This is a genomic window from Paractinoplanes polyasparticus, from assembly GCF_019710575.1.
GTDB classification, from domain to species: Bacteria; Actinomycetota; Actinomycetes; order Mycobacteriales; family Micromonosporaceae; genus Actinoplanes; species Actinoplanes polyasparticus.
Window position 1 is genome coordinate 34,844 of the sequence record NZ_JAHWFK010000019.1, and the last position, 23,279, is coordinate 58,122.

Annotated in this window: 32 protein-coding genes and 1 riboswitch; of the genes, 14 read left to right on the plus strand and 18 right to left on the minus strand. The window is 71.4% G+C overall.

What is annotated here, in order from left to right:
• Nucleotides 1-12 precede the first annotated feature (12 nt).
• The gene (locus tag KXC43_RS19235) at nucleotides 13-447 is read right to left on the minus strand and encodes a VOC family protein (protein WP_221377472.1); all 435 of its coding nucleotides are present in this window, start codon (nucleotides 445-447) and stop codon (nucleotides 13-15) included.
• Between the two features lie 36 nt (nucleotides 448-483).
• On the opposite strand from KXC43_RS19235, the gene KXC43_RS19240 reads away from it, so the two are divergent.
• Genes KXC43_RS19240 through KXC43_RS19250 form a run of 3 tightly spaced genes read left to right on the plus strand, consistent with a single transcriptional unit; the run spans nucleotide 484 to nucleotide 2,902 of the window.
• The gene (locus tag KXC43_RS19240; protein ID WP_221377473.1) at nucleotides 484-1,110 is read left to right on the plus strand and encodes a shikimate kinase; all 627 of its coding nucleotides are present in this window, start codon (nucleotides 484-486) and stop codon (nucleotides 1,108-1,110) included.
• A gap of 53 nt (nucleotides 1,111-1,163) precedes the next feature.
• Nucleotides 1,164-2,033, plus strand: coding sequence for a phosphotransferase enzyme family protein (locus KXC43_RS19245; protein WP_221377474.1), 870 nt, complete (start codon nucleotides 1,164-1,166; stop codon nucleotides 2,031-2,033).
• Nucleotides 2,034-2,056: 23 nt separating this feature from the next.
• A complete protein-coding gene (locus KXC43_RS19250; protein WP_255644386.1) occupies nucleotides 2,057-2,902 on the plus strand; it encodes a lysophospholipid acyltransferase family protein in 846 nt (281 codons plus the stop codon).
• A 55-nt stretch (nucleotides 2,903-2,957) separates the two neighbouring features.
• On the opposite strand, the gene KXC43_RS19255 is transcribed toward KXC43_RS19250, so the two are convergent.
• The 3 genes from KXC43_RS19255 to KXC43_RS19265 form a co-directional block, all read right to left on the minus strand.
• Nucleotides 2,958-3,716: a hypothetical protein gene (locus tag KXC43_RS19255; protein WP_221377475.1), complete on the minus strand. Its 759-nt coding sequence runs from the start codon at nucleotides 3,714-3,716 to the stop codon at nucleotides 2,958-2,960.
• Between the two features lie 268 nt (nucleotides 3,717-3,984).
• Nucleotides 3,985-4,299: a quaternary ammonium compound efflux SMR transporter SugE gene (sugE, locus tag KXC43_RS19260; protein ID WP_221377476.1), complete on the minus strand. Its 315-nt coding sequence runs from the start codon at nucleotides 4,297-4,299 to the stop codon at nucleotides 3,985-3,987.
• Between the two features lie 92 nt (nucleotides 4,300-4,391).
• On the minus strand, nucleotides 4,392-5,108 hold the full coding sequence (locus KXC43_RS19265; RefSeq protein ID WP_221377477.1) for a VOC family protein: 717 nt from the start codon (nucleotides 5,106-5,108) through the stop codon (nucleotides 4,392-4,394).
• A 46-nt stretch (nucleotides 5,109-5,154) separates the two neighbouring features.
• On the opposite strand from KXC43_RS19265, the gene KXC43_RS19270 reads away from it, so the two are divergent.
• The 5 genes from KXC43_RS19270 (at nucleotide 5,155) to KXC43_RS19290 (ending at nucleotide 9,122) form a co-directional block, all read left to right on the plus strand.
• Complete coding sequence (locus KXC43_RS19270; RefSeq protein WP_221377478.1) at nucleotides 5,155-5,484, plus strand: DMT family transporter; 330 nt, start codon at nucleotides 5,155-5,157, stop codon at nucleotides 5,482-5,484.
• The gene (locus KXC43_RS19275; RefSeq protein WP_221377479.1) at nucleotides 5,481-5,801 is read left to right on the plus strand and encodes a DMT family transporter; all 321 of its coding nucleotides are present in this window, start codon (nucleotides 5,481-5,483) and stop codon (nucleotides 5,799-5,801) included. The genes KXC43_RS19270 and KXC43_RS19275 overlap by 4 nt, the downstream gene beginning before the upstream one ends.
• A gap of 49 nt (nucleotides 5,802-5,850) precedes the next feature.
• Entirely contained in the window at nucleotides 5,851-6,321 is a 471-nt protein-coding gene (locus KXC43_RS19280) for a GNAT family N-acetyltransferase (protein ID WP_221377480.1), read from the plus strand.
• 369 nt (nucleotides 6,322-6,690) lie between these two features.
• A riboswitch (SAM riboswitch) is annotated at nucleotides 6,691-6,805 on the plus strand.
• Nucleotides 6,762-7,394 (plus strand): GNAT family N-acetyltransferase, encoded by a 633-nt coding sequence (locus KXC43_RS19285; RefSeq protein WP_308129146.1) that lies wholly within the window; start codon nucleotides 6,762-6,764, stop codon nucleotides 7,392-7,394. It overlaps the preceding riboswitch by 44 nt.
• Before the next feature lie 771 nt (nucleotides 7,395-8,165).
• Nucleotides 8,166-9,122: a tyrosine-type recombinase/integrase gene (locus KXC43_RS19290; RefSeq protein ID WP_221377481.1), complete on the plus strand. Its 957-nt coding sequence runs from the start codon at nucleotides 8,166-8,168 to the stop codon at nucleotides 9,120-9,122.
• Between the two features lie 16 nt (nucleotides 9,123-9,138).
• Here the strand turns inward: KXC43_RS19290 and KXC43_RS19295 are convergent, their stop codons facing one another.
• Nucleotides 9,139-9,564 carry an organic hydroperoxide resistance protein gene (locus tag KXC43_RS19295; protein ID WP_221377482.1) on the minus strand — a complete coding sequence of 142 codons (426 nt, stop codon included), beginning with the start codon at nucleotides 9,562-9,564 and terminating at the stop codon, nucleotides 9,139-9,141.
• Complete coding sequence (locus tag KXC43_RS19300; RefSeq protein WP_221377483.1) at nucleotides 9,561-9,764, minus strand: hypothetical protein; 204 nt, start codon at nucleotides 9,762-9,764, stop codon at nucleotides 9,561-9,563. Before KXC43_RS19300 ends, KXC43_RS19295 begins: the two co-directional genes overlap by 4 nt.
• A 7-nt stretch (nucleotides 9,765-9,771) precedes the next feature.
• Here KXC43_RS19300 and KXC43_RS19305 point away from each other — a divergent pair, with 7 nt between their 5' ends.
• Complete coding sequence (locus KXC43_RS19305; RefSeq protein ID WP_221377484.1) at nucleotides 9,772-10,272, plus strand: GNAT family N-acetyltransferase; 501 nt, start codon at nucleotides 9,772-9,774, stop codon at nucleotides 10,270-10,272.
• On the opposite strand, the gene KXC43_RS19310 is transcribed toward KXC43_RS19305, so the two are convergent.
• Nucleotides 10,254-11,030 carry an endonuclease/exonuclease/phosphatase family protein gene (locus KXC43_RS19310; RefSeq protein ID WP_221377485.1) on the minus strand — a complete coding sequence of 259 codons (777 nt, stop codon included), beginning with the start codon at nucleotides 11,028-11,030 and terminating at the stop codon, nucleotides 10,254-10,256. The two genes, KXC43_RS19305 and KXC43_RS19310, sit on opposite strands and share 19 nt — an antisense overlap.
• 130 nt (nucleotides 11,031-11,160) lie before the next feature.
• On the opposite strand from KXC43_RS19310, the gene KXC43_RS19315 reads away from it, so the two are divergent.
• Nucleotides 11,161-11,622, plus strand: coding sequence for a heme-degrading domain-containing protein (locus KXC43_RS19315; protein WP_221377486.1), 462 nt, complete (start codon nucleotides 11,161-11,163; stop codon nucleotides 11,620-11,622).
• 47 nt (nucleotides 11,623-11,669) lie between these two features.
• Entirely contained in the window at nucleotides 11,670-12,629 is a 960-nt protein-coding gene (locus tag KXC43_RS19320) for an NAD-dependent epimerase/dehydratase family protein (RefSeq protein WP_221377487.1), read from the plus strand.
• Here the strand turns inward: KXC43_RS19320 and KXC43_RS19325 are convergent.
• On the minus strand, nucleotides 12,618-13,568 hold the full coding sequence (locus tag KXC43_RS19325) for a threonine ammonia-lyase (RefSeq protein ID WP_221377488.1): 951 nt from the start codon (nucleotides 13,566-13,568) through the stop codon (nucleotides 12,618-12,620). The genes KXC43_RS19320 and KXC43_RS19325 overlap by 12 nt on opposite strands.
• A 45-nt stretch (nucleotides 13,569-13,613) precedes the next feature.
• Between KXC43_RS19325 and KXC43_RS19330 the strand changes: the two genes are divergently transcribed.
• Nucleotides 13,614-14,360, plus strand: coding sequence for an alpha/beta fold hydrolase (locus KXC43_RS19330; RefSeq protein ID WP_221377489.1), 747 nt, complete (start codon nucleotides 13,614-13,616; stop codon nucleotides 14,358-14,360).
• A 24-nt stretch (nucleotides 14,361-14,384) separates the two neighbouring features.
• Here the strand turns inward: KXC43_RS19330 and KXC43_RS53225 are convergent, their stop codons facing one another.
• Together KXC43_RS53225 and KXC43_RS19340 are read right to left on the minus strand one after the other, a co-directional pair.
• The gene (locus KXC43_RS53225; protein WP_369076954.1) at nucleotides 14,385-14,963 is read right to left on the minus strand and encodes a nuclear transport factor 2 family protein; all 579 of its coding nucleotides are present in this window, start codon (nucleotides 14,961-14,963) and stop codon (nucleotides 14,385-14,387) included.
• On the minus strand, nucleotides 14,885-15,322 hold the full coding sequence (locus KXC43_RS19340) for a nuclear transport factor 2 family protein (protein WP_221377491.1): 438 nt from the start codon (nucleotides 15,320-15,322) through the stop codon (nucleotides 14,885-14,887). Before KXC43_RS19340 ends, KXC43_RS53225 begins: the two co-directional genes overlap by 79 nt.
• Nucleotides 15,323-15,411: 89 nt before the next feature.
• Here KXC43_RS19340 and KXC43_RS19345 point away from each other — a divergent pair, with 89 nt between their 5' ends.
• The gene (locus tag KXC43_RS19345) at nucleotides 15,412-16,032 is read left to right on the plus strand and encodes a TetR/AcrR family transcriptional regulator (RefSeq protein WP_221377492.1); all 621 of its coding nucleotides are present in this window, start codon (nucleotides 15,412-15,414) and stop codon (nucleotides 16,030-16,032) included.
• Nucleotides 16,033-16,268: 236 nt separating this feature from the next.
• Here the strand turns inward: KXC43_RS19345 and KXC43_RS51020 are convergent, their stop codons facing one another.
• From KXC43_RS51020 to KXC43_RS52770, 3 genes are all read right to left on the minus strand, one after another.
• The gene (locus tag KXC43_RS51020; RefSeq protein ID WP_255644392.1) at nucleotides 16,269-16,397 is read right to left on the minus strand and encodes a hypothetical protein; all 129 of its coding nucleotides are present in this window, start codon (nucleotides 16,395-16,397) and stop codon (nucleotides 16,269-16,271) included.
• Nucleotides 16,398-16,673: 276 nt separating this feature from the next.
• The gene (locus KXC43_RS52765) at nucleotides 16,674-17,261 is read right to left on the minus strand and encodes an MFS transporter (RefSeq protein ID WP_308129147.1); all 588 of its coding nucleotides are present in this window, start codon (nucleotides 17,259-17,261) and stop codon (nucleotides 16,674-16,676) included.
• A complete protein-coding gene (locus KXC43_RS52770) occupies nucleotides 17,246-18,109 on the minus strand; it encodes an MFS transporter (protein ID WP_308129148.1) in 864 nt (287 codons plus the stop codon). Before KXC43_RS52770 ends, KXC43_RS52765 begins: the two co-directional genes overlap by 16 nt.
• 70 nt (nucleotides 18,110-18,179) lie before the next feature.
• Here KXC43_RS52770 and KXC43_RS19355 point away from each other — a divergent pair, with 70 nt between their 5' ends.
• Nucleotides 18,180-18,755, plus strand: coding sequence for a TetR/AcrR family transcriptional regulator (locus KXC43_RS19355; RefSeq protein ID WP_308129149.1), 576 nt, complete (start codon nucleotides 18,180-18,182; stop codon nucleotides 18,753-18,755).
• 150 nt (nucleotides 18,756-18,905) lie between these two features.
• Here KXC43_RS19355 and KXC43_RS19360 read toward each other — a convergent pair whose 3' ends face one another.
• From KXC43_RS19360 to KXC43_RS19380, 5 genes are all read right to left on the minus strand, one after another.
• On the minus strand, nucleotides 18,906-19,748 hold the full coding sequence (locus KXC43_RS19360) for a sigma-70 family RNA polymerase sigma factor (RefSeq protein WP_221377493.1): 843 nt from the start codon (nucleotides 19,746-19,748) through the stop codon (nucleotides 18,906-18,908).
• A 106-nt stretch (nucleotides 19,749-19,854) separates the two neighbouring features.
• Nucleotides 19,855-20,466, minus strand: coding sequence for a response regulator transcription factor (locus KXC43_RS19365; RefSeq protein WP_221377494.1), 612 nt, complete (start codon nucleotides 20,464-20,466; stop codon nucleotides 19,855-19,857).
• On the minus strand, nucleotides 20,463-21,551 hold the full coding sequence (locus KXC43_RS19370; protein ID WP_221377495.1) for a sensor histidine kinase: 1,089 nt from the start codon (nucleotides 21,549-21,551) through the stop codon (nucleotides 20,463-20,465). The genes KXC43_RS19365 and KXC43_RS19370 overlap by 4 nt, the downstream gene beginning before the upstream one ends.
• Nucleotides 21,552-21,568: 17 nt before the next feature.
• Nucleotides 21,569-22,351 carry an ABC transporter permease gene (locus tag KXC43_RS19375; protein WP_221377496.1) on the minus strand — a complete coding sequence of 261 codons (783 nt, stop codon included), beginning with the start codon at nucleotides 22,349-22,351 and terminating at the stop codon, nucleotides 21,569-21,571.
• Nucleotides 22,348-23,265, minus strand: coding sequence for an ABC transporter ATP-binding protein (locus KXC43_RS19380; RefSeq protein WP_221377497.1), 918 nt, complete (start codon nucleotides 23,263-23,265; stop codon nucleotides 22,348-22,350). Before KXC43_RS19380 ends, KXC43_RS19375 begins: the two co-directional genes overlap by 4 nt.
• Nucleotides 23,266-23,279 lie beyond the last annotated feature (14 nt).

Below are 23,279 nucleotides of genomic sequence, written 5' to 3' on the forward strand. Positions count from 1 at the left end.
GGGCTGCCGGCCTCACCCGAACGACACGAGGGCACCCCGGGAGTCGAACCGGGCCGAACCCGCCCACGCGATCTCCCACCGGTTGCCCTCGGGGTCGGCGATGTAGCCCGACCGGCCACCCCATTCCCGGTCGACCGGCTCGGCGATTGCGGTGGCGCCGGCGGCCAGCGCGGCGGCGAAGGCGGAGTCGACCTCGTCGCGCGTGTCGACGTTGCAGGCCAGCGTCACGCCCGACCACGAGCCGGGCGGCCCGCCCGCCCCGGCCTCGGCGGCCAGCTCGCCGAGCGGATACAGCGCCAGCAGCACACCGCCGAGCAGGAAACCGGCCCAGGTGTCGTCGCCGCCGGGAGCCTCGGGCCAGCCCAGGGAACGGTAGAAGGAGCGCTGCGCGCCCACGTCGCGGGCGCCGAGGGTCACGACTGTCAGCCGTGCGGGGATGTCACTCATGCGGCGATCCTTCTCCGGGGGTACGACACTTCTGCGATGGACGTCTACTGGATCGGCGGGGGCAGCGGCGCCGGCAAGAGCACCGTCGCCCGGCGGCTGGCCGCACGTCACGGCCTGCGCCTGTACGACACCGACGCCGTCATGACGGAGCACGCGCGCCGCAGCGACCCGGCCACCAGCCCGCAACTGGCCGCGTTCCTGGCGATGAGCATGGACGAGCGGTGGCTGCGGCCACCGAGGGTCATGCTGGACACGTTCCACTGGTTCCGCGGCGAGGCCTTCGACCTGATCCTGGACGACCTCGCCGCGCTGCCCGACGGCCCGCCGGTGATCGCCGAGGGGTTCCGGCTGCTGCCCGGCCTCGTACCGGACCCGGCTCGAGCCGTGTGGCTGCTGCCCACCCCGCAGTTCCGCCGGGCGGCGTTCGACAGCCGCGGTTCGACCTGGCAGATCGCCGCGCGCACCAGCGACCCGGAGCGGGCCCTGGCCGGCCTGCTCGAACGCGACGGCCTGTTCACCGACCGGCTGCGCGCGGCCACCCGCGAGCTGGGTCTGACCGCGATCGACGTCGAGCCCGGCCTGAGCGAGGACCACCTGACCGCGCTGGTCGAGGACGCGCTCGGCCTGAAAAAGTCGGATGCCGGACACCATCGAGAGGCTTAGGACGATAGGGTTCTGCCCGCTATGCGTTTGACGTCACCCGGGCGGGGGCCGAAGTGACCGAAGCGGTCGACCGTGCGTGGCCCCGGACCGCCCGCCTGGATGCCCCGCAGATCATCGACCGGATAGCCGACATCACCGGCGTCCGGCTGATCCTGGAGGGCCCGGCGCCGGGCGGCGAGGTCGGCGCGGCCTACGTGCGCTGGCCCGACGGGCGGCGATCCGTGCTGACCGAGGGCCGGTCCCGCAGCGGCCCGCTGGTCGACCGCGCCCGCCAGGCCGGCATCCCCACCGCCCGCCACGAGCTGGCCGCCCACGTCGACGGCGCCCGCGTCATCGTTCAGCAGCGGCTGCCGGGCGCACCGCCCGACCGGATGGACCAGACCCTCGTACGCCAGCTCCTCGCTCTCAACGACCGGCTGGCCGGCCTGCTGCTCGACGTGCCCGCGCCGAAGCCCAGCGACCTCTATCTGACCTCCGACGGCCCCGGGTTCTGCCTGCATCAGCCCCTGGCCGAGCACAGCGCCCGCTCGGCCGCCCTGCTCGATCGCATCCACGCCGTCGGCGCCGCCTACGGCTCGGCCATGATCGGCGACGACCTGGTGCACTTCGACTTTCACCCCGGCAACGTGCTGGTCGACGCCGGCCGCGTCACCGGCCTGATCGACTGGGACGGCGCGACCCGCGGCGACCGCCACTTCGACCTGGTCACCCTGCGGTTCTGGCTCACCGGCCGGCACGACGAGCTGCTCGCCCCGATCGACCGGCGCCTCGACGGCATCTCCCGGCGCCGCCGCGACGCCTACTGGGCCCACATCAGCCTGCGCATGGTCGACTGGTCCATCCGCCACCACGACGAAACGACGGTCGAGCACTGGCTGACCGTCGCCGAATCAGGCCTGGACGGAGATCGGCCGCCCGGATGAGCCGTGCGACCATTGTCGGCCTGATGACCAGCAACCCCGTCCCCCTCATGTGGCGTTTCATGCTCGCGCTGTCCCGCGTGGTCGTGTTTCCGCTGTGCCGGCTGCGCGTCTCCGGCGACATCCCGGCCGAGCTGCGGGCCGGCCCGCTGATCCTCGCGGCCAACCACGTCAGCCCGTTCGACCCGGCTGTGATGACCGCCGCCTGTCACAAGGCCGGCATCGCCCCGCGCATCCTGGCCACCGGCGGCCTGTTCACCGCCCCTGTCGCCGGCGCTGCCATGCGCGCCGCCGGGCACATCCGCGTCGACCGCAACACCGCCCACGTCGCCGACGCCCTGCCCGCCGCCGTCCAGGCCCTGAAGGACCGGGCGCTCGTGCTGGTCTACCCCGAGGGCCGCATCGGCCTCGACCCGTGGATGTGGCCCGAACGCGGCAAGACCGGCGTCGCCCGCATGGCCGCCGCCTCCGGCGCCCCCGTGCTGCCGGTCGCGCAGTGGGGCGCGCACGCCGTCCTGCCGTACGAAACCCCGAAGCACATGCTGCGCTCCGTGCTCCGAGCCATCCGCCACCGACCGGTCGTCCACGTCCGCTTCGGCACCCCCGTCGACCTGACCGGCCTGTCCGGAACCGCCGGCGCCCAGGCCATGCAGGCCACCCGCCTCATCATGGACGGCATCCACGACACCCTGATCCCGCTGCGCCCCGGCGAACTGGAAACCCCGCACTTCGTCGACCGGACCCGCGCCGTCGACCTGACCCGGGTCCGCCCCCGCCGCCCCGCCACCGACCAGCCCGCCGTGCCCGCCCCCACGCCACGGCACCGCCTGCGTCTACGCCGCCGCGCCGACGACACCATCACCCAGCGATGACGTCACCTCGCTCGGCGCCCGCCGAGCCCGCGCCACCACGTGGACCAACCCGGCCTCACGGCTTCTCGGTCAACTCGGCCAGCCGAGCCTCGACCTCAGCCAGCTCGGCCCGCAGCCGCCGCGCCTGTTCCTCGGCCTCGGACCGCTCGGCCGACAGGATCTGCTCCACCGCCTCGTGCACCCCGGGCACGTCGACCAGCGCCACCATCCGCAACGCCTCGGCCGGGCGCACCACGTACGGCTTCGCCAGCACCTTGGAACCCTGCGAAGCCGCCACCGTCCACTCACCCTCGCCGTAAGCCAGCGTGACCGTCAGAGCGGGCGGAGGCTTCGGCTTGGCTGAACGCCCCGCCGCCTTCCGAGGCCCAGGAGCCGCCGCCACGTCATCCCCACCCTTCCGCGGCGCGGGCGCGCGCGCCCTGTCCTCGCCGCCGGCCGCCTTGACAGCCGTCTGCGACCCGCCGTTCGCTTCCGCCGCGGCCCGCGCCTTCTTCGCCCCCGGCGCCGGCTGATCGAGCACGAACGCCGGCCCCGGCGGCGCCACCGGCTCAGCCGCGGCAGGAACGGGCGCCGCCTTCTTCGCCACCGCACCCCGCGGCGCCACCAGCAGATCACCGGGGGAGAAGGGCAACTCGTCACGCCCGAACCGCACCACCACCCACTCGTCGGACTCGGCCGGATCACCCAGCCCGACCACCTGCCCGAGCTGCCCCGCCATCTGCCCGGCGGCATCGGTGAACTGGACCCGCGGCTTACGCCCGGCCGCCAGCCCGTCACGGATCGTCTGCAACTCGTCGGTGCTCAGCCCAGCCATCGCCCCAGCCCTCCACGTCTTCGAACGTTTGTATGACACTTCTACCAGGTGCCACCGACATTCCCGCGCGCACACCCCGCACGGACGGGACAGCCGGCCACCCCGCCGGCACGCCTACGACCCTGGTCGTAGCGCTACGCTCCCCAGCAGTTCCACCCGGCTACGCCGGCATGTGCCGTGACGCGCTGAATAACGACTTCCGCCTGGTCAAGATCGACTGCGGCCCACCAGGTCCACCTCGAACGCCCCGCCGAGACGGCCGCCCCGATCAGTGGAACAGCTTGAGCCCGACCACCCCGGCCACGACCAGCAGCAACGACAGAATCCGCAGGATGCCGGCCGACTCGCCCAGAAACAGCATCCCGGCCAGCGCCGTGCCCACCGCGCCGATGCCCACCCACACCGCGTATCCCGTGCCGATCGGAATGCTCCGCAGGCTGTAACCGAGCCCGACCATCGACGCCACCAGCGCCACCACGAAGATCACGCTGGGCACAAGCCGGGAAAAGCCCTGCGAACGACCGAGGGCCACCGCCCACACCGACTCGAGCACACCAGAGATCACCAGAACGATCCAGGCCACGACGACGCACCACCTTCACGCGGTCGTCTTCGCCTGCCGGGTACGACACGTCCTCGTCCGGGATATCCGCTCCTGCGGTACCGCAACCCACGTTAGCAAACAGACGGCGACCGTCCAGTGACGCAATACTCCCGGCCCGAAGGGTCACGCAACGTCGTCCAATCACCCTCGACCCGCCGCACCACGGCCGCCCCCAGAGCAACGTGCCGCGCCACCTCACGATCCACGTCGTCACACGCCAGATCCAGGTGCATCCCCGCCCGCGACGACCCCACACGCTGCATCAACAGCTTCAACGGCAGGCCCTCGCCCCGCTCCAGGTGCTCGAACTCCGGTAGGTCCGACGGCCTGCGCGCCCACCCCGTCAACGCCGACCAGAACCCCACCTCACGATCAAAAGCCTTCCCCGGTACGTCGACACACACCTGATCCACCGCGCTGACCGGCCCGCCCGGCCACGCCACCGGCGACGGCCGCGCCACCTCGCCATCCCAGCGCACCAGGCAGAACACCGCACCCGCGGGGGAGCGCAACACCACCAGATCACCCTCGTCGAGCAGCACCGAAGCCCCCAGCGACACCGCCTCACCCGCCGCCGCCGGCACCGACAAGACATGCAGATCCAGATGCGTACGCGGGGGAGAGGACCTCAGAACCTGCACCCGCAGATACGCATCCCCGTCCGCCGGCAGCAACGTCGCGAAATCCCCGCGCCGCGCCGACAACGTCGTACCCGTCACCGCCAGCCAGAACCCCTCGACCTCACGCGCCGGCGAATCCAGGAAACCCGTGACCCACCTGACCTCCACAAGATCGCCCCCTGTCAAAATTCATCCACATCGAAGGAGCAATGCGATGAAGTGGATAACCCTCGGCAGCGCGATCATCTCAGAAGTCAGCGCCAGCCTCGCCCTGCGCGCCGCCGTCGACCACCCCGCCTGGTACACCCTGGTCGTCGCCGGCTACATCGCCGCGTTCATCCTCATGTCCCTGCTGCTGCGCCAAGGCATGCCCATCGGCGTCGCCTACGGCATCTGGGCCGCCAGCGGCGTCGCCCTCACCGCCCTCGCCGCCGCCGTCATCTTCGGCGACCCGCTCACCTGGCTCATGACCGTCGGCTTCGCCGCCATCATCGGCGGCGTCCTGCTCATCGAAACAGGCTCGCGGCCCGAAGAGGCCCGATGAGCTACCTCTACCTCGCCCTCGCCATCACCCTGGAGATCAGCGCCACCATGGCCCTGCGCGTCTCCGACGGCCTGCGCGTCAAGAAATGGATCGCCCCCATCCTCGCCGGCTACACCGTCTCCTTCACCCTGCTCTCCCTGGCCCTGCAGGAAGGCATGCCCATCGGCATCGCCTACGGCATCTGGTCAGCCATCGGCATCGCCGGCACCGCCATCATCGCCAAGGCCGCCTTCAACGACCCCCTCACCAGAAAAATGGCCGCCGGCATCACCCTCGTCATCATCGGCGTCCTGCTCGTCGAACTGGGCAGCCACTGACCCGGCGCTGCCCGATCAACCTCAGCAGGAGGAAGGATCACGACCCCGCATGAAGATCCGCGAAGCCACCGCGGCCGACATCCCCGCCATCATGGACATCGGCCACCAGACCTGGCCGCCCACGTACGCGTTCGCCGGTGAGGACTACATCGCCCACGGCTTGGCCACGTGGTGGTCCGAAAAGGCCGTCGAGCGAAGCCTGCAGCGGACCACAGTCCTGATCGCCGAACACCGCGACGGCCCGGTAGGAACCGGCAACATCAGCCTGCACGCCCCGGTCGCCATCATCTGGAAGCTGTACGTCGTCCCCGAGGCGCAGGGCACAGGCGCCGGCTCAGCCCTGCTGCAAGAACTCGTGCGCCGCGCGGACGGAGCACCCGTGCGCCTCGAATACACCGGCGGCAACCACCGGGCCGCCCGCTTCTACGCCGCCCACGGCTTCACCGAACTCCGCCGCGACCCCGGCGACCAGCCCGGCTGGCCCGACACCGTCTGGCTCGAACACCGCACCCGAAGCTGACCGGGTAGCCCGCTGCTCCCGCCCGAGCCGCACCTGGCGGGCCAGCTGACCGGCATCGCCAGCTTCGTGCTCAGCGCCGACGGGAAACCCTCGTTGCCCGCCGGCTCCGAAAACACCCGCCACGGCGTGGGACACCTCAAATCCGCCGCACCGCCGACAAACGATGCCGACCGGCTGCAGGGCCGTACCGTCGCTGGGGGAGAGGCTGATGACGTTGATCAGGCCGCGCTGTCGCCGGGGGCGATGACGCCGGCCGGCAGTGCCATCGGTCAACGCCGACCACCGACCTGGGGGACAGAACCGAACGGCGCCTCACGGTTCATCCAGGGACTGCCGACAGGAATGCTCGGTGCTGAATTCAGCGGCGAAGGTCATGAGCGCCAGCGCACAGCCCCGGCTTGCTGGCCGGCAACCCTCCGCTCGCGGGCGGGGTGCTCCGGGTGACGACCAGGCCGGCGCAATCCTGCCCGGCAAGCCGCCGGCTGAGGAGCTGTCACCGTGTCCCAACCCTCGTTCGCCGCCCGTACCGAACCGGTGATCTTCAGCCCCGCATCGCCGCCCTGCACGCCGACAGCTGGCGACGGCACTACCGAGGCGCCTACGCCGACACGTATCTCGACGGCGACCTGCTCGGCGAACGCACCGCGGTATGGTCAGCCCGCCTCGCAGCACCCGACGGCACCGCCACGATCATCGCCGAGCGCGCCGGCCGCCTGACAGGCTTCGTCCACGTGATGCTCGACGCGGATCCGCGGTGGGGCAGCCTCGTCGACAACCTTCACGTCGACCACTCGGAGCACCGCGCCGGCATCGGGGCCGAACTCATGGCCTACGCCGCCCGGGCAGTTCTCGCCCACGGCAGCTCGCCCGCCCTCCACCTGTGGGTGCTCGAGCAGAACATCCGAGCACAGAAGTTCCATCTGGCCTGCGGCGGCGCCCAGGTGGAAACCGGCACCGTCTCCGCCCCACGGGGCAACCCCACCCTCCTCAACGGAACCCCCCGCAAATACCGCATGGCCTGGCCCGACGCCACAGGACTCGTCAGCCCTGACTGGAACCGATCGGCGGATTAGCCGAGCAGGGGGACTGGCGCCGGTGTCGTCCGGCTTCAGGCTGGTCGCTGCGGTGGGGACTGACGCGTCTGACCCGCGCGCACGAGTTCGATACTCGCCGAGGTGAGGGGCGTGCCGCCGTACACAGCGGACCCGCCTCCTCACATCGCGGCGTCGTCGGGCAGTCGCGCTCGCGCGAGAATCGGAACAAACGCGCTTGGTTGCAGCGAGCATGCACGTCAGCAAGGAGCGGAAGCAGAAAACAGCCAGATGGCCGGAAACCGCGAGACAATCCATCGACGATATCCCGGGTCGAGAATGTGCGTTATGTCAACCTAGCTCGGGAGTGTGGACGACTGAAGGACCCCCGCAGTCGTTGGCTTACAGATCGGTGGTTGTTCCGTGATGGGCGCGACGTGAGGCGCGTCGGCCGAATACCTCACCTGACCGTGTCGTAGCTCGGCGGCCGCGGAACACATCGCCGGTCACGCGCTTGGTCGGCGCACGGCCGCTGAGGAACACATCTCCCGGCCATGTGATTGGCCGGCGGAGTCCGAGCGTGTCATCGCCTGCAAAGGCAAACAGTCAGAGCTTCACGCGCCGCCCACCGCAACACGGCCGCTGCGGATGGCGTCGACAGCATGGCTGCCCCATTCGGGCGGCCCGACGCTGGCCAGGCGTGCAAATGATCGCGACGCACACCGCGGTCGATCCCCGAGGGCGCCCGGCGCGCGCGCAGCATGCCATCCGGCACCCCGTACATCCGTACGAAAATGCTGTATAATATCTCATATGCATGACGAACGTAGCATTTCGGTCAGCACGCTCATTCAAGACTTTCTTGCGGCTCGGGCCGTGCGCAAGCCGTCGGCTCACACCCTGGCGGCGTACGAGCGTGATCTGAACTCGGTTGTCATGCACATGGGCGAAGGCCCGATCACTCTGGGTGACCTCTCCCCTCGTTCGCTGCGGGCGGCGTTTGCGGCTTTTGCGGGATCTCGGGCGCCGGCTTCGGTGGCGCGGGCCTGGTCGAGCTGGAACGCGTTCTTCACGTTTCTGGTGACCGAGCAGGTGGTGGCGGGGAATCCGATGTCGGCGGTCGACAAGCCCAGGCAGGCGCACCACTCCCCCAAGCCGTTGCGTGGTGAGGACACTCCGGAGCAGCTTCTTGACGCTGTGAGCAGGGTGGATGACCGGGTGCGGGATCCGTGGCCGGAGCGGGATGTGGCGGTGCTGGCGCTGGCGTTGTGTGCGGGTTTGCGGCTGTCCGAGCTGCTGGCTCTGCGGGTGGGCTCGTTTCTGGGGCGTCCGGGTGAGCGGCGGGTCGAGGTGGCCGGCAAGGGTGGGCGGCCGCGGACCGTACCTGTTGAGCCCGAGCTGGATGCTGTGGTGGAGCGCTATGTGGAGAGCCGTCGGCTGCGGTTCGGGCGGGTGGCGGCGAGCGACGCGTTGATGGTGGATCGCAAGGGTGCTCCCCTGCGGCGTGGTGGTCTGCAGTATCTGGTGAGCTCCTGTTATCGGCGGGCGGGGGTCAATGACCGGGTGCCCCGGGGCGCTCAGCTGCACGCTTTGCGGCACACCTTTGCTACGCGGCTGGCTGAGGACGGCGCCAACGCCAGCGAGATCATGCGGCTGCTGGGGCATGCGTCGTTGGCTACGTCGCAGAACTACATCGAGGTGACGGCGGAGCAGCAGCGCGCGGCCGTGCGGGCGAACCGCACGAACCGCGCGCTGGGCAAGCTGGCTTGATTGCCGCTGGTAAGGGTCAGGCGACGCTGAGTTTGACGTCGATGTTGCCGCGGGTGGCGTTGCTGTAGGGGCAGACCTGGTGGGCGGCTTCGATGAGCTGCTGGGCGGTGTCCTGGTCGACGCCGCTGAGTTCGGCTTCGATGGTGGCGTTGAGCTGGAAGCCGGGGGTGCCGTCGGCCTTGGGGCCGATGCCGACGTCGACCGTGATGGCCGTGTCGGTGAGGTCGATCTTCTGGTTGCGGGCGACGAGCTTGAGGGCGCCGTGGAAGCAGGCGGCGTAGCCGGCGGCGAAGAGCTGTTCGGGGTTGCTGTGGGCGCCGCCGGGGCCGCCCATCTCCTTGGGGACGGCGAGGTCGAAGTCGAGGACGCCGTCGCTGGAGCGGACGTGGCCGTTGCGGCCGTCGCCGGAGGCGGTGGCGCTGGCGGTGTAGATCGCCGTCATGGTGTTCCCTTTCCTTGGGTGCCGCGGATGCGGCTCAGCAGGTTGTGCAGTTGGAGGAATTCGTTCTCGGTGAGGTCGACGGCGCAGGCGATGCGCCGTGGGAGGTCGGCGAGGTCGTCGCGGAGGCGGTGGCCGCTGTCGGTGAGGTGGATCTTGTGCGCAATGGGAATGTGGCGACGACCGCAACGGTGTGTGATCATCGCTCGCGTGGCGGACATCCGATTCGTACAGCTCTCCCCCGCGGCGCTGGCCGCGCTGATCGACGGCGACCTGGCTGCCGCGAGTGCGGCGGCGGGCGCCGCCCTGAGCCCGTACCTGGTGGACGAGGCCTGGTTGTGGCGCATCCGGCTGGCCGACATCGAGGCCGATCCGGCGGCGGCCGAGTGGATCGCGCGGGCCGCGGTGGCCGAGCCGGAGGGTGTAACGGTCGGTCACGGTGGGTTTCACGGTCCGCCGGACGCCGATGGGGTGGTCGAGGTGGCGTACTCGGTGGCGCCCGAGCATCGCCGCAAGGGTTACGCCAAGGCGATGCTGCGCTCGCTGCTGGAACGGGCCGACGCCGACCCTCGGGTGACGGCGGTGCGGGCGAGCATCCGTCCGGACAATGTGGGCTCGCGGGCGACGATCGCCGGGTTCGGGTTCCGCAAGGTGGGCGAGCAGTGGGATCCGGAGGACGGGCTCGAGGACGTCTATCTGCGGTCGAGCTGAACGACCAGGGGCAGGTGGTCGGAGACGCCGGGCCGGGTGGTGGCGACCTGGACGACGCGGCCGAGGTTGTCGAGGCCGCGGGGGTCGGCCAGGATGTGGTCGAGCTGCGCGCGGGGCATGGGGCTGGGGAAGGTGGCGGCCCGGGCCAGGGTGCGCCATCCGGTCACCGCGCGGACGGGGCGCGACGGCATGTTGAGGTCTCCCAGCAGCACCCGGGGCGCGGGTAGCGCGCGCAGGGCCCGTACGGCGTGGCGCAGTTGCCGGAGGTTCCAGCCGGGCACGAAGGACAGGTGGGTGGTGGCCACGGTCATCGGGCCCTGGGGTGTTTCCAGTACGGCGGCCAGCAGCACCCGGGGTTCGTCCTTGAGCAGCCGCAGGCCGTTGTCGGGGTCGTAGATGGGTGAGCGCATGGGCGCGCCGGGCAGGGCGGTGATCTGCCAGCGGGTCACGGGGTAGCGGCTGACCAGGGCGATGCCGTACAGCGGGTGCTGGTTGTCGTCGTCGCTGCGCCAGGGTTGCCACTTCTCCCCCGGTGTGCCGACGACGGCGGCGGCGAAGCGGTGGACCTGCGCGCCGAGGGCGTCGGCGGCGATGGCGGTGAGGTCGAGCAGGCCGCTGCGGGGCTGGGCCTTGTCGACCTCCTGCAGGCCCAGCACGTCGGCGTCGAGGTCGGATACGGCGGCGGCGACGCGATCGGCGTGTACCGTGCCGTCGGACAGCGATCTGCCGTGCAAGAGGTTGAACGTGGCCAGGCGCACGAGTACCGACCCTAGCCAACGGGGAGAAGCCGATGTTCATCAAGGCGCTCTGCTGCTCAGTGATGATCTTCATCGCAGTCGCGGCGATCGGGATCTGGTTGCAGCGCCGGCGCGGCCGATAATGCCTGTCATGACTGATGATCTGATCGCCGAGCTGGAGTCGCAGGAGCGCGAGCTCGAGCTGAGCCGTTTCGACAACGCGGACGCGTGGCGGCTGGGCAGCCTGCTGGTGGAGCTGGCGACCGGGCGGGGGTTGCCGGTGGCGATCGACATCCGGCGGGGCGCGCAGCAGTTGTTCCATGCCGGGCTGGCGGGCAGTGTGGCCGACAACGACCGGTGGATCGAGCGCAAGGTGCGGGTGGTCGAGCGCTACGGGGCGTCGTCGTTCCTGGTGGGGCGGCGGCTGGCCGCGAAGGGGCAGGAGCTGGACGCGGGCATGGGGGTGAACCCGGCCGACTACGCGGCGCACGGCGGGGCGTTCCCGATCCGGATCCGTGACGTCGGGGTGGTCGGGGTGGTGACCGTGTCGGGTCTGCCCCAGGCCGACGACCACGCGCTGGTGGTGGAGGCGTTGCGGGCGTTTCGCTCGTAGCGAGAAAGCCTTCCGGTGCGGCCCGGGGCCGGGGCAGGGTCGTGCGCATGAGATTGCTGATCCTGGGCGGGTCCGGCTTCGTGGGCCGGGCCGTCGCCGACGAGGCTGTGCGCCGCGGCTACGACGTGACCGTGCTCAACCGGGGGCAGCGGGTGGCGCCGTCCGGTGTCAGCGTGCTGATCGGCGACCGGATGGGCGACCTGTCCGCGCTCGAGAGCGGCACGTGGGACGCGGTGGTCGACACATGGTCGGCCCAGGGCGAGGCGGTGCGGCGGACGGCGGAGCTCCTGAGCACAAGGGCCGGGCATTACGCGTACGTGTCGAGCCGGTCGGTCTATTCGGGCGAGCAGCACGAGAAGGCCGAGGCGGCGCCGCTGGTCGACGACGGCGACGAGGGGTACGCCGGGGACAAGCTGCGTGGTGAGCAGGGCGCGGCTGCTTTCGACGGTTCGGTGCTGCTGGCCCGGGCCGGGCTGATCCTGGGCCCGTACGAGGACATCGGCCGCCTGCCGTGGTGGCTCAACCGGCTGGCCCGGGGCGGCCCGACTCTGGCCCCCGGCCCGCGGGACAACCCGCTGCAGTACATCGACGCCCGCGACCTGGCGAACTTCCTGCTGGACACGGCCGCCCGCCGCGTCGCCGGCCCGTTCGACCTGGTCAGCCGGTCCGGTCACACCACCATGGGCGAGCTGCTGGAGGTCGCGGCCGAGGTGACCGGCGGGCGCGCGGAGCTGCGCTGGACCGACCCGGCGACGATCGAGGCGGCCGGGATCGAGCCGTGGACGCAGCTGCCGGTCTGGCTGCCGCCGGGCGACCTGCACGACTTCCTGCACGGCGGGGATGTGAGCAAGGCGTACGGGGAGGGTCTGGTCTGCCGGCCGGTGCGGGAGACGGTCGAGGACACGTGGGCGTGGCTGCGCAGCCTGCCCGGTGACGCGCCGCAGCGTGCCGACCGGCCGCGGGTGGGCCTGGACCCGGCGGTGGAGGCGAAGGTGTTAGGCGAGTAGCTCGGCCAGGCGGGCCGCGCCCACGTTGCCGCCCGAGATGATCACACCGATCCGGGCCGGCGGCGGGTCGAGGCGGCCCGCCAGCAGCGCGGCCACACCGGTGGCGCCGCTGGGCTCCATGACGAGCTTGAGCCGGTCGACCGCGAAGCGCAGGGCGTCGCGGATCTCGTCGTCGCTGACCAGCACGATCTCGTCGACCAGCTCCTTGTTGATCGAGAAGGTCAGCTCGCCCGGGGTGGGGGCGGCCTGCCCGTCGGCGATCGTGCGAGGCACGGGGATGCTCACGCGCTTTCCTGCGGCCAGCGACAGGAACGTGTCGTTGCCGGCCTCGGGTTCGACCCCGATGACGCGGATGCCCGGCTGCAGGCCCTTGGCGGCGGTCGCGCTGCCCGCGATGAGGCCACCGCCGCCGACGGGCACCAGGATCGCGTCGAGGTGGCCGGCCTCTTCGAGCAGTTCGAGGGCGGCGGTGCCCTGACCGGCGATCACGTCGGGGTGCTCGTAGGGCGGGATCAGGGCCAGGCCGCGCTCCTCGGCCAGCCGGGCGCCGATCTGCTCGCGGTCGCCGGTGTACCGGTCGTAAGTGATGATCTCGGCCCCGTAGCCGGCGACGGCGTCGAGTTTCGAGCGCGGTGTGTCCTCCGGCATGACGATGACGGCGGTGGTGCCCAGCTCCTTCGCCGACAGCGCGACCGCCTGGGCGTGGTTGCCGGACGAGTACGCGGCGATGCCGCGGGCCAGCTGCTCGGGGCTCAGCCGGCGGATCGCGTTGTAGGCGCCGCGGAACTTGAACGCGCCGATGCGCTGCAGGTTCTCGCACTTGAGGTAGACCTCGCAGCCGGCCCGCTCGTCGAGCGTGCGCGAGCGCAGCACCGGGGTGTGGTGGGCGACCCCCTCGATGCGCTTGGCCGCCTCCCGGACGTCCTGCAAGGTGACCATAAGCCGTTTCCCTCTCGACCCGCGATGCCGATAGCCTGCGCTGCGATGACGACGCTATCGCATGACTCCGACGGAACCGGGCGGCCCGTGCTGCTGCTGCATTCGACGGTCTGCGACCGCCGCATGTGGGATCCGCAGATGGTCGCCCTGGCCTCGGCCGGCCTGCGGGCGGTGCGGGTCGACCTTCCCGGGTACGGCGACTCCCCCGTCCCCTCCGCGCCGTACAACCCGGCCGACCTGGTGATCGAGACGCTCGACGGCATCGACGAGTTCGCGGTCGTCGGCTCCTCCGGCGGCGGCCTGGTCGCGTTGGAGATCGCCGCCCGCTGGCCGCAGCGGGTCACCGCCTTGGCGCTGTTGTGCACAGCCGGCCCCGAGATGAACCCGTCCGCCCAGCTGCGGGCGTTGTGGTCGGAGGAGAACGCCCTGCTCGAAGCGGGCGACGTGGCGGCCGCGACCGAGCTCATGGTGGACACGTGGGTGGGCCCGCTGGCCGACGACGCCACGCGCGCCCACGTCCGCGTCATGCAGCGCCACGCCTACGAGGTTCAGCTCGCGGCGCCCGAAGTCGAGGAGCTCGAGGTCCCGTACACGGTGGAAGCGATCACCGCCCCCACGCTGCTCATCTCCGGCGCGCACGACCTGCCCGACTTCCGCGACATCGCCGAGGGCCTGACCGCCCGCCTGCCCGCCGCGACCCACCTGCCACTCGACTGGGCCGGCCACCTGCCCAACCTGGAAGATCCGGCCGCCCTCAACGACCTGCTGCTCCCCTTCCTGACGGGTCACTGATGCCGCGGTCGTCTTCGGTAGTCATCAGTGCCGGCTGATCCGTGCGGCCTGTGGACGACCGGGCCGGCTTGGCCGCCGCCTCGGCGAACCGGGTCGAGCAAGCCACACGGTCGTGTTGTCACCCCGCCGGGCCGGCCAGGCCCAGGTCGGTGCTCGTCCCCGGCTGGATCTCGGTCGCTTGGGACCAGACCACCTGTCGGAGACCGCCTCGAACCGCCGGTAGTCGATGACGCCGCTGTTGATGCCTCCGAGGTATTCGGCCCTGGACCACACGCCCCCACCGGGATGGATCAGAACGAAGTCGTCCGCGTGCAGAGCATCCAGGGTGGGCGCGTCGGCGTCGACCAACGCCCGGAGTCGTCTCTTCTCGAGATCGATAAGGCGGGCGGCTGGGGTGACCATCCCGTGAGAGTAGGCGGGGCGGGCATCTGACCGTCCCTCACCAGCACACCTAGGACGTGTTCGACGGATCGCCGCGGTCCTGCGTCGTGGTCCGCCAAACACGCCTTCAGGTACCGATCGACTCAGGAGACGGGCACCGTGAGAACGGTCGGGTTCCCTGTGCTCCAGAGGCCCCGGATCCGGCGGTTGCTGATCTGCCATCCCTGCTCGGTACGCCGGAAAGTGTCGTCATAGGTGCCGCCCAACAGGAACTGCTCTCCACCTCGCACGTGCTGGGCCGTCATCGTGGCGTGAGTGGTGGCGGCGTCGCCGTCGATGCTGACCTCGATGTTGTGCACGGCGTGATGAGTCGCATCGAGCGGTCCCAGGAAGGCCCGGGTGCCCTCGACGATCTCCGCGCGCCCGCTGGCGGCGGCGTTGACGTAGTCGCCCTGGGCATCCTCGGTGTAGCCGGCCGCGAGCAGGTCCCAGTCCTTGCTGTCCATCGCGCGGGCGATCCGGTACAGCACGTCGGTGATGGCGGCGCGGTCGAGCAGTTCCTGAACGTCGTTGCTGTGCATGGTGGTTCTCCTGGATCGGATCGGTGGGACGCTCCGACGCTAATACGGCACTAGTCAGTGCCGCAATCGATGGTGCATACCATCACGGGATGACCAGGACTCCTACGGCGGGTAAGGCCGGACGCCGGCGCGACCCTGAGAAAGACGCGCAGATCCTCCAGGCCACCCTCGACGTGCTCGCGGAGACGGACTACGCCGACGTCACCATCGAGTTGGTCGCGGCCCGGGCCGGAGCGGGAAGGCACACCATCTACCGCCGCTGGGAAGGCAAGGACGAGCTGATCCTGGCCGCCATCGCCTGCACCGACTCGGCCGACCTGGGCCCGGACGGCCTGCCGGACACCGGCACACTGCGCTCAGACTTCCTGGCCCTGCTGGACCCGAACTGGATGGGCGGCAGCGAGCGGCGCCTGCGCATCCTGAGCAGCGTCTCGGCCATGATCACCCGCACCCCCAGGGCCGTGGACGCCGTGACCAAGGCCATTGTCGACCCGTCGACCGCCGCCTACCGGTTCCTGATCCAGCGGGCCGTCGATCGGGGCGAGTACGCCCCGCCGCACAACCTCGACGCTCTGGCACAGGTGATCCCGTCGATGGCGGCCTACCGCGCGTTCTTCATGCAGCAGGTCGTCGACGAGGAGTTCATGCTCGCGATCATCGACGGCGTCGTGCTGGCCGCACTTCGCGAACCATCCGCTGCCAATCGCTGAGGAGCGATGCCGATCCACAGCAACATCTGGCCTTGACATGGCTGCTTTACGTCGCGCCGGCCGTGGGGTCGACAGCGAACTGGGCCAGCTCGACTCCGACGGCTACCGGCCGCTACGTCTCGCGGGACCGGGCACGGGCGAGCGACCGGCCTGAACCGTTCGCCCCGCGACCAGTCCGGTCGCGGGGCGAATCCGTCTGCGAGAACCGAGGCGGCGGCGATTTTCGCCGGTGCTGTTCACCGGCTTTCGATCACCAGCCGGGCGACCAGGCCGCCGAACACGACGGCGGAGACCCGCTGCATGGTGCGGCGCCACTGCGGGCGGGCGGTGAACTTCTCCGACAGGACGAGCACTACCGGCGGCACCGCCGCTGACCTTGCATCCCCCTTACCGGGATCACGGAAACCGGCGACCGAGGTTCGGCAAACCATCCCGCCTTGAGCAAGTCGTCCCAGGTGGTGCCCTAGATAAACTGCTTACCGTTGTTTTTGGCCTGGAAACTACGGGCGGCCCAACTGGGCCGGCTCAAGCTGAGTCGGCGAGGGCGGTCGCCGGTTGGCTGCGCGGCGTCGCGGGTGCAGAGGATGGCCCAGCTGAGCTGGCGTGGGCGTCGGCTGCGCGGCATGGCCGACTGGGCCGGCTCAAGCTGAGCTGGCGAGGGTGTCGCCGGCTGGCTGCGCGGCGTTGCGGGTGCGGAGCATGGCCCAGCCGACCAAGGCGGCGGCGAGCAGGGTGAGGACGATGCCGGCCAGGGTGACGGCCTGGTGGAACTCGGCGTGCTGGTGGGCAGTCCAGGCCGAGGTGGCGATGGCGCCGGTGAACAGGGCGGCCAGCATGGTGCCGGCGATGGCGACGCCGGCGGCTGAGGTGACCTCGCTGGCCGTGTCGACCAGGGCAGCGCCGATCGAGGTGCGGTTGCCGGGCAGGCCGCGCAGGACGTTGACCCCGGCCACGGCGCCGACCACGCGGATCGCGGCGGCCACCAGGGCCAGGGCGAGCGCGACCCACACGTAGCCGAAGCGGCCCAGCGCGGCGTACACGGCCAGGCCGCCCACCACGGCGGCGGAGCTGAGCCAGGCCGCCCGGTCGAGGCCCACCCGCTCGACGAAGCGGTTGACGAACGGACCCGCGCAGACGAGCACGACCACCTGCGGCAGCAGCCCGGCGGCGGCGAGCGCGGGCGGCCAGCCCCAGTCGAGTTGGAACTGCAGGGTCACCAGGTAGCCCATTCCGGCGACGGCCAGGCCGGTCGCAGCCTTGTAGGCCAGGCCGGCCGAGACCAGCGGGCGGGCGACGAGTCCGAGGTCGAGCAGCGGTGGCGGGCCGTGCGTTCGCGCACCACGAACAGCACCGCCGCGACGACCGCGGCGACGGCGGCCGTCCAGGGCGCCCACGAGTGGCTGCCCCGGTCGACGAACAGGGTGGGGGCGACCAGGGCGAGCACGATCGTGGCGGTGCCGAGCACGGCGCCGGGGACGTCGATCGGGTCGCGATGCAGCCCGGCCGGGTCGTCGGGGTCGATGCCGGCCCGGATGCCGGCGATGGCGAGGGCGGCGATCGGCACGTTGACCAGCAGCAGCGCCTGCCACGGGGCGACGGCGAGGACGAACCCGCCGGCCGTGGGGCCGACCGCCAGGCCGACCAGGCCGACGGTCGAGATGAGCGTCATCGCGCGGACGCGCAGTTGGTCGTCGTCGAACAGACGGAACGCGAGCGCTATCGAACCAGGGGTGGTCATCGCGGCGGCGACGCCCATGACCGCGCGGACGGCGATCAGCTGCTCGGCGGTGGTGACCAGGGCGGTGGCCAGCGACGCCGCGCCGAGCAGGGTCAGGCCGGCGAGCATGACGCGGCGGCGACCGGCCCGGTCGGCGACGGCGCCGAACACCAGCATCAGGCCGCCGAAGACCACCGAGTACGCGCCGGTGACCCACTGCAGGCCGACGGTGGAGGCATGCAGCTCGCGGCCGATGGTGGGCAGCGCGACGTTGAGGATCGAGTTGTCGATCATCTCGAACAGGAACACCGCCGACAGGCCGGCCAGGGCAACCCAGGCCGACCGCAAGGACGTCTTCATGTCGCCAACGGTAACCCTAACGGTTAGGACTTCACAACAGATATGACTTCGGCACTGATAGGGTGACGAAGTGACCGAACAGCAGGTGGGCCGGCGGGAACGCAAGAAGGCGGCCACGCGCCAGGCCATCGCCGACACGGCGCTCGGCATGTTTCTCGAGCGCGGGTACGACAACGTCGGCATCCGTGAGGTGGCACAGGCGGCCGACGTCGCCGTCACCACCGTGTTCGCGCACTTCGCGTCGAAAGAGGCGCTGGTCTTCGACCGCGACCAGGGCCTGCAGGAAAGGCTGATCAAGGCTGTCACCGGTCACGGCGCGCGGTGGAGCGCCCCGCAGGCATTGCGCGACGAACTGCACCTCATGGTCGGCGAGTTCGCCGGCGAGCAGTCGACGGCGTTCTGGCGCCTGGTCGACAGCTCAACCGAGCTGCGCGACTACGAGTCGAAGATGTGGCAGCGGCATGCCGACGCCCTGGCCGTGGCCATCGCCACCGACCGCGGCCGGCCCACGACCACCACGACCGACAAGGCCCTGGCCCGCTTCGTGCTCGGCGTGTTCCCCCTGGCCCGCGAGGCCGACGACCCGGCCGCGGCCGTCGACGAGATCATGGACCTGGTCAGCGCCGCCTGGGCCGCCGCGGCCTGAAGGGGCCGAAGTGACCCGGGCGGACCTGCTTTCCTGCCGCCGCGAAGCGTCGCCCGGCCCGCGGCCGAAGCCGGCTGGGGTCCCGGCCGCGGCGTAGCGGTCAGCCGGTTGCCGGTCGGAGCCAGGTCGATCCGGGGGCCGGCGCAGCGGTCAGGCGGCGGCGAGCAGGCCCTGCGCGTCGGTCACGGCGAGGCGCGACGCCATGGTCGTACGGGCGGCGATCTTCGCGACGTAGACGGCGCGCTTGCGGGCCACGCAGCCGTCCTTGGCCGCGGCCGACTGCTGCTGCTCCAGGTGGGTGCTCAGGCCGTCCTTGAGCAGGGCCAGGGCCTCGGTGCGCAGCTGCGACACCCGGGACTCGGTCACCTGGAGCTCGGCCGCCACCTCGGCCAGCGGCCGCTCGCGCAGGTAGGACTCCTCGACGACGAACCGCAGCCGCTCGGGCAGGACGGCCACGGCGTCGTGCAGGTAGCCGATGCGCTCGCGGTGCAGCAGCATCTCCTCCGGGTTCAGGGCGGTCTCGGGCAGCATCTCCTCGGCGGTGCCGGCGGCGAAGCCCTGCAGCGAGAGCACGGCGGCGCGCTGCACGTCGTCGTGCACGGAGGCGAGCTCGCTGACGGCCACGCCCAGCAGCTGCGCCAGCTCGGTCTCGGTGGGCGTGCGGCCCAGCTGGGCGGTCAGCTCCTGGCGGGCCTGCTCGGCGCGGCGGGCGCGGGCCCGCACCGAGCGGCTGGCCCAGTCGAGGCCGCGCAGCTCGTCGAGCAGGGCGCCACGAACCCGCATCGCGGCGAACTTGCCGAACGGGACGCCGCGGGCCTCATCGAAGCCCTGGGCGGCGGTGACCAGCGCGGCGTAGCCGGCCGAGGCCAGGTCGTCGCGGTGCACGTGCGGCGGGACCTTGAACAGCGTCTCGCGCACCATGTGGCCGACCAGGGCCATGTTCTCGCGGATCAGGGTCTCCTGCTCGCGGGTGACGGTCGTGGTGGCGTTCATGGTGGTTCCCCCCTTGTCGTTGCTGACAGGGAGGAACTTTTGTCGGCGCCGGGTGCAGGATCCGGTTACACGGAGTTGCCGCTCGGTTGCACTCGGAACGGAACTCTCAAGTGAGCAGCCAGCCGTTCTCCACGGCCAGGCGCACGGCCTCGGCGCGGGTGCGGGCGCCGGTCTTGCCGATGGCCGACGACAGGTGGTTGCGCACGGTGCCTTCCGAGAGGTGCAGCTCGCGGGCGATGTCGGCCACCGTCCCGCCGTCGCGGGCGGCCCGGAGCACCCCGGTCTCGCGCTCGGTGAGCGGCGAATCGCCCTGGGCCAGGGACTGCGCGGCCAGGCCGGGGTCGACCACCCGCAGCCCCTCGTGGACCCGGCGCACCGCGTCGGCCAGCTGCCGGGCCGGGGTGTCCTTGACGATGAACCCGCCCGCGCCGGCGGCCATGGCCTGACGCAGGTAGCCGGCCCGGCCGAACGTCGTCACCATCAGCACCCGTACCGAAGGCATCGCCCGTTGCAGCGCCCGGGCCGCCGCCACCCCGTCGAGGCCGGGCATCTCCACGTCCAGCAGCGCCACGTCGGGCTCGCTGGCCCGGGCGGCCGCCACCACCTCGTCGCCGCGGCCGACCTCGGCCACGACCTTCAGGTCGGGTTCCATGTCGAGCAGCGCGGCCATCGCGCCGCGGACCAGGGCCTGGTCGTCGGCGAGCAGCAACTTGATCATGTCGGTACCTCCACGCGTACCCGGAAACCCGGCCCGTCCTCACAGGCGCCGGCCACCAGCCGGCCGCCCACACTCTCGGCCCGACGCCGCAGGCCGGACAAACCCTGCCCGGTGACGAAGACGCCGCCGGCGCCGTCGTCGACGATCTCCACGCAGTCCGGGGTGAGCTGCACCCGCACGTGCCGGGCCCGGCTGTGCCGCACCACATTGGTGACGGCCTCGCGGATGGTCCAGGCGAACAGTTCCCGGTTGCGGGTGGGCACCTCGTCGGCGGCTCCCGGCAGGTCCGCCTCGACGTTCGCCGCGGCCAGGGCTTCGCGGGCGGCGGCGATCTCACCGGGCAGCGAGATGCCGCGCACCCCCAGCGCCGTGGTGCGCACGTCGGCCAGGGCGTCGCGGGCCAGCGTCTCCAGGTCGGCCAGCTCCTTGCGGGCCCGCTCGATGTCGACGTCGAGCAGCCGCTGCGCCAGCTCCGCCTTCACGGTGACCACGGTCAGCGAGTGCCCGAGGATGTCGTGCAGGTCGGCCGCGATCCGGGCCCGCTCGTCGGCCACCGCCCGGTCGGCCAGTTCGAGCTGGGCGGCGATCAGCCGGCGCTGGCGTTCGGAGGCCATCCGGATCCCGTAGGTGGCCAGCGAGCCCAGCAGCACGGCCAGGCCGTAGCCGCGGTCGGCCCAGCCGTCGACCGTACGCGGAAGGATCTCCGCCCCGGCGAACAGGATCACGGCCAGCGGCGCCGACTGACCGATCGGCAGGTTCACCACGGCCAGGGCCGCGATGTACACCAGGCAGGTCAGCGCGTGGTCGCCGGCGCCGGGCACCTGCAGGGCGAACAGCGCCAGCAGCAGCGTGATGCCCAGCCAGACGCGGACGGTATGCCGTGCCGACGGGTCGCGCCGGCGGCCGCGGGCCACCAGGAACAGGTAGCCGGCGGCGAACACCGCTACCGAGATCAGCCCGGTCACCCGCCAGTACATGTTCGGCTGGTTCAGCAGCGCCCCGACGTTGCCGCCGAGGTAGAACAGCCAGACGGCGGCGAACACCCACCCGAAACGTGGTGGGCCGCCCGTCGCCGTCGCCGTCATACCGAGGAACCTACGGCTCATACGCGCGCGGTGTCCCGCCGGAACCGCCACATCGCGCCCGCCGCGAACAACGCGGTCCACACCACCACGTTGAGCACGGCCAGCCACAGGTTGCCGTCGTGGGTCAGCGGGTAGCGGGCGATCTCACCGACCCCGTACACCGGGGTGAATTTGGCGATCGTGGCGAACGTCGGCCCGAACTGGTCGAGCGGCACGAACAGCCCACCGGCGAACGAGAGCACCGCCAGCACCGGCCCGAGGATCTGCATCACGTTCTCGCTGGGCAGCAGATAGCCCATGAACAGGCCGAACGCGGCGAAAACGAGGGCACACACCCAGGCCAGAAACCCGCAGACGACCCACGCGTACGCCGGCAGCTGCGCCCCCGCGAACGCGCCCACCACGAACGCGACACCCACCGACACGGCCCCGATGATCATGGCGAGGACCAGTTTCACGGCGACGTAGGCGACCGGGCGCAACGGGGTCAGCCGCAGCTGCCGGCTCCACCCGGCGGCCCGTTCGATCGAGACCATCGCCCCGCCCGAGGTGGTCGCCAGCATCGCGCCGTACACGGCCATGCTGACCAGGATGTAGCCGGTGACGTTGCCGTCGCCCAGCCGTTCGGTCTTGTAATCGCTGCTCGTGCCGAGCAGTAGGAAGAACACCGCCGGCATGATGAAGGTGAAGATGACCGTGCGGCGGTTGCGCATCATCCGGCGCAGCTCGAGCGCGATCATGCCGGGGGTGAACCCGCCGAGCCGGGGAAGTGTGCGGACCGGGGCGGCAACGGTGGTCATTGCGGGGTCTCCTCGTCGGCCGTCAGGGCCAGGAACGCGTCCTCCAGGTTCCGGGAGGTGATCTCCAGGTCCCGGGCCGCGGTGCGGGTGAGCAGGAAGCGGGCGATCTCGTCGGAGTCGTTGCCGTGCAGGAAGACGGTGTCGCCGCGCACCTCGGCCCGGTCGACGCCGGCGATCCGCGCCATCTCGCCCTCGGCCGCGCCGGGCAGCGTGGCCCGGACCGTGCGGCCCGAAGCCAGGGCCTTGACCTCGGCCGCGGTGCCGTCGGCGACGATCCGGCCGCGCCGCACGAAAACGACCCGGTCGGCGTACGCGTCGGCCTCTTCGAGGTAGTGGGTGGCGAAGATGACCGTGCGGCCGCGGCGCGCGTCGTCGCGGATCGCCGACCAGAAGTCGTGGCGGCCGGCGACGTCCATGCCGGTGGTCGGCTCGTCCAGGATCAGCAGTTCCGGGTCGGGCAGCAGCGCCATCGCGAACCGCAGCCGCTGCTGCTGACCGCCCGAGCACTTGCCGACCAGCCGGTTCGCGACGTCGGTGAGGCCGGCCCGCGCGATGGTCGCGGCGACCGCCGTCCGCGGCTTGCCGAACAGCACCGCGGTCAGGCGCACGGTCTCCTCGACGGTGTAGTCCTTGAGCAGCCCGCCGGTCTGCATGACGGCCGAGACCAGGCCGAGCGCGACCGCGTCGTGCGGGGCCCGCCCGTACACCTCGACGCTGCCCTCGTCGGGCTGTTGCAGGCCCAGCAGCATGTCGACGGTGGTGGTCTTGCCGGCGCCGTTGGGGCCGAGCAGGGCGACCACCTCGCCGGGGCGGATGGTCAGGGTGACGCCGTCGACCGCGGTCACCGCGCCGTAGCGCTTGACGACGCCGGACAGGTCGACCGCTGCGGTCTCCAGAGCGGTGGTGAGGGTCATGCGTTCATCGTGGG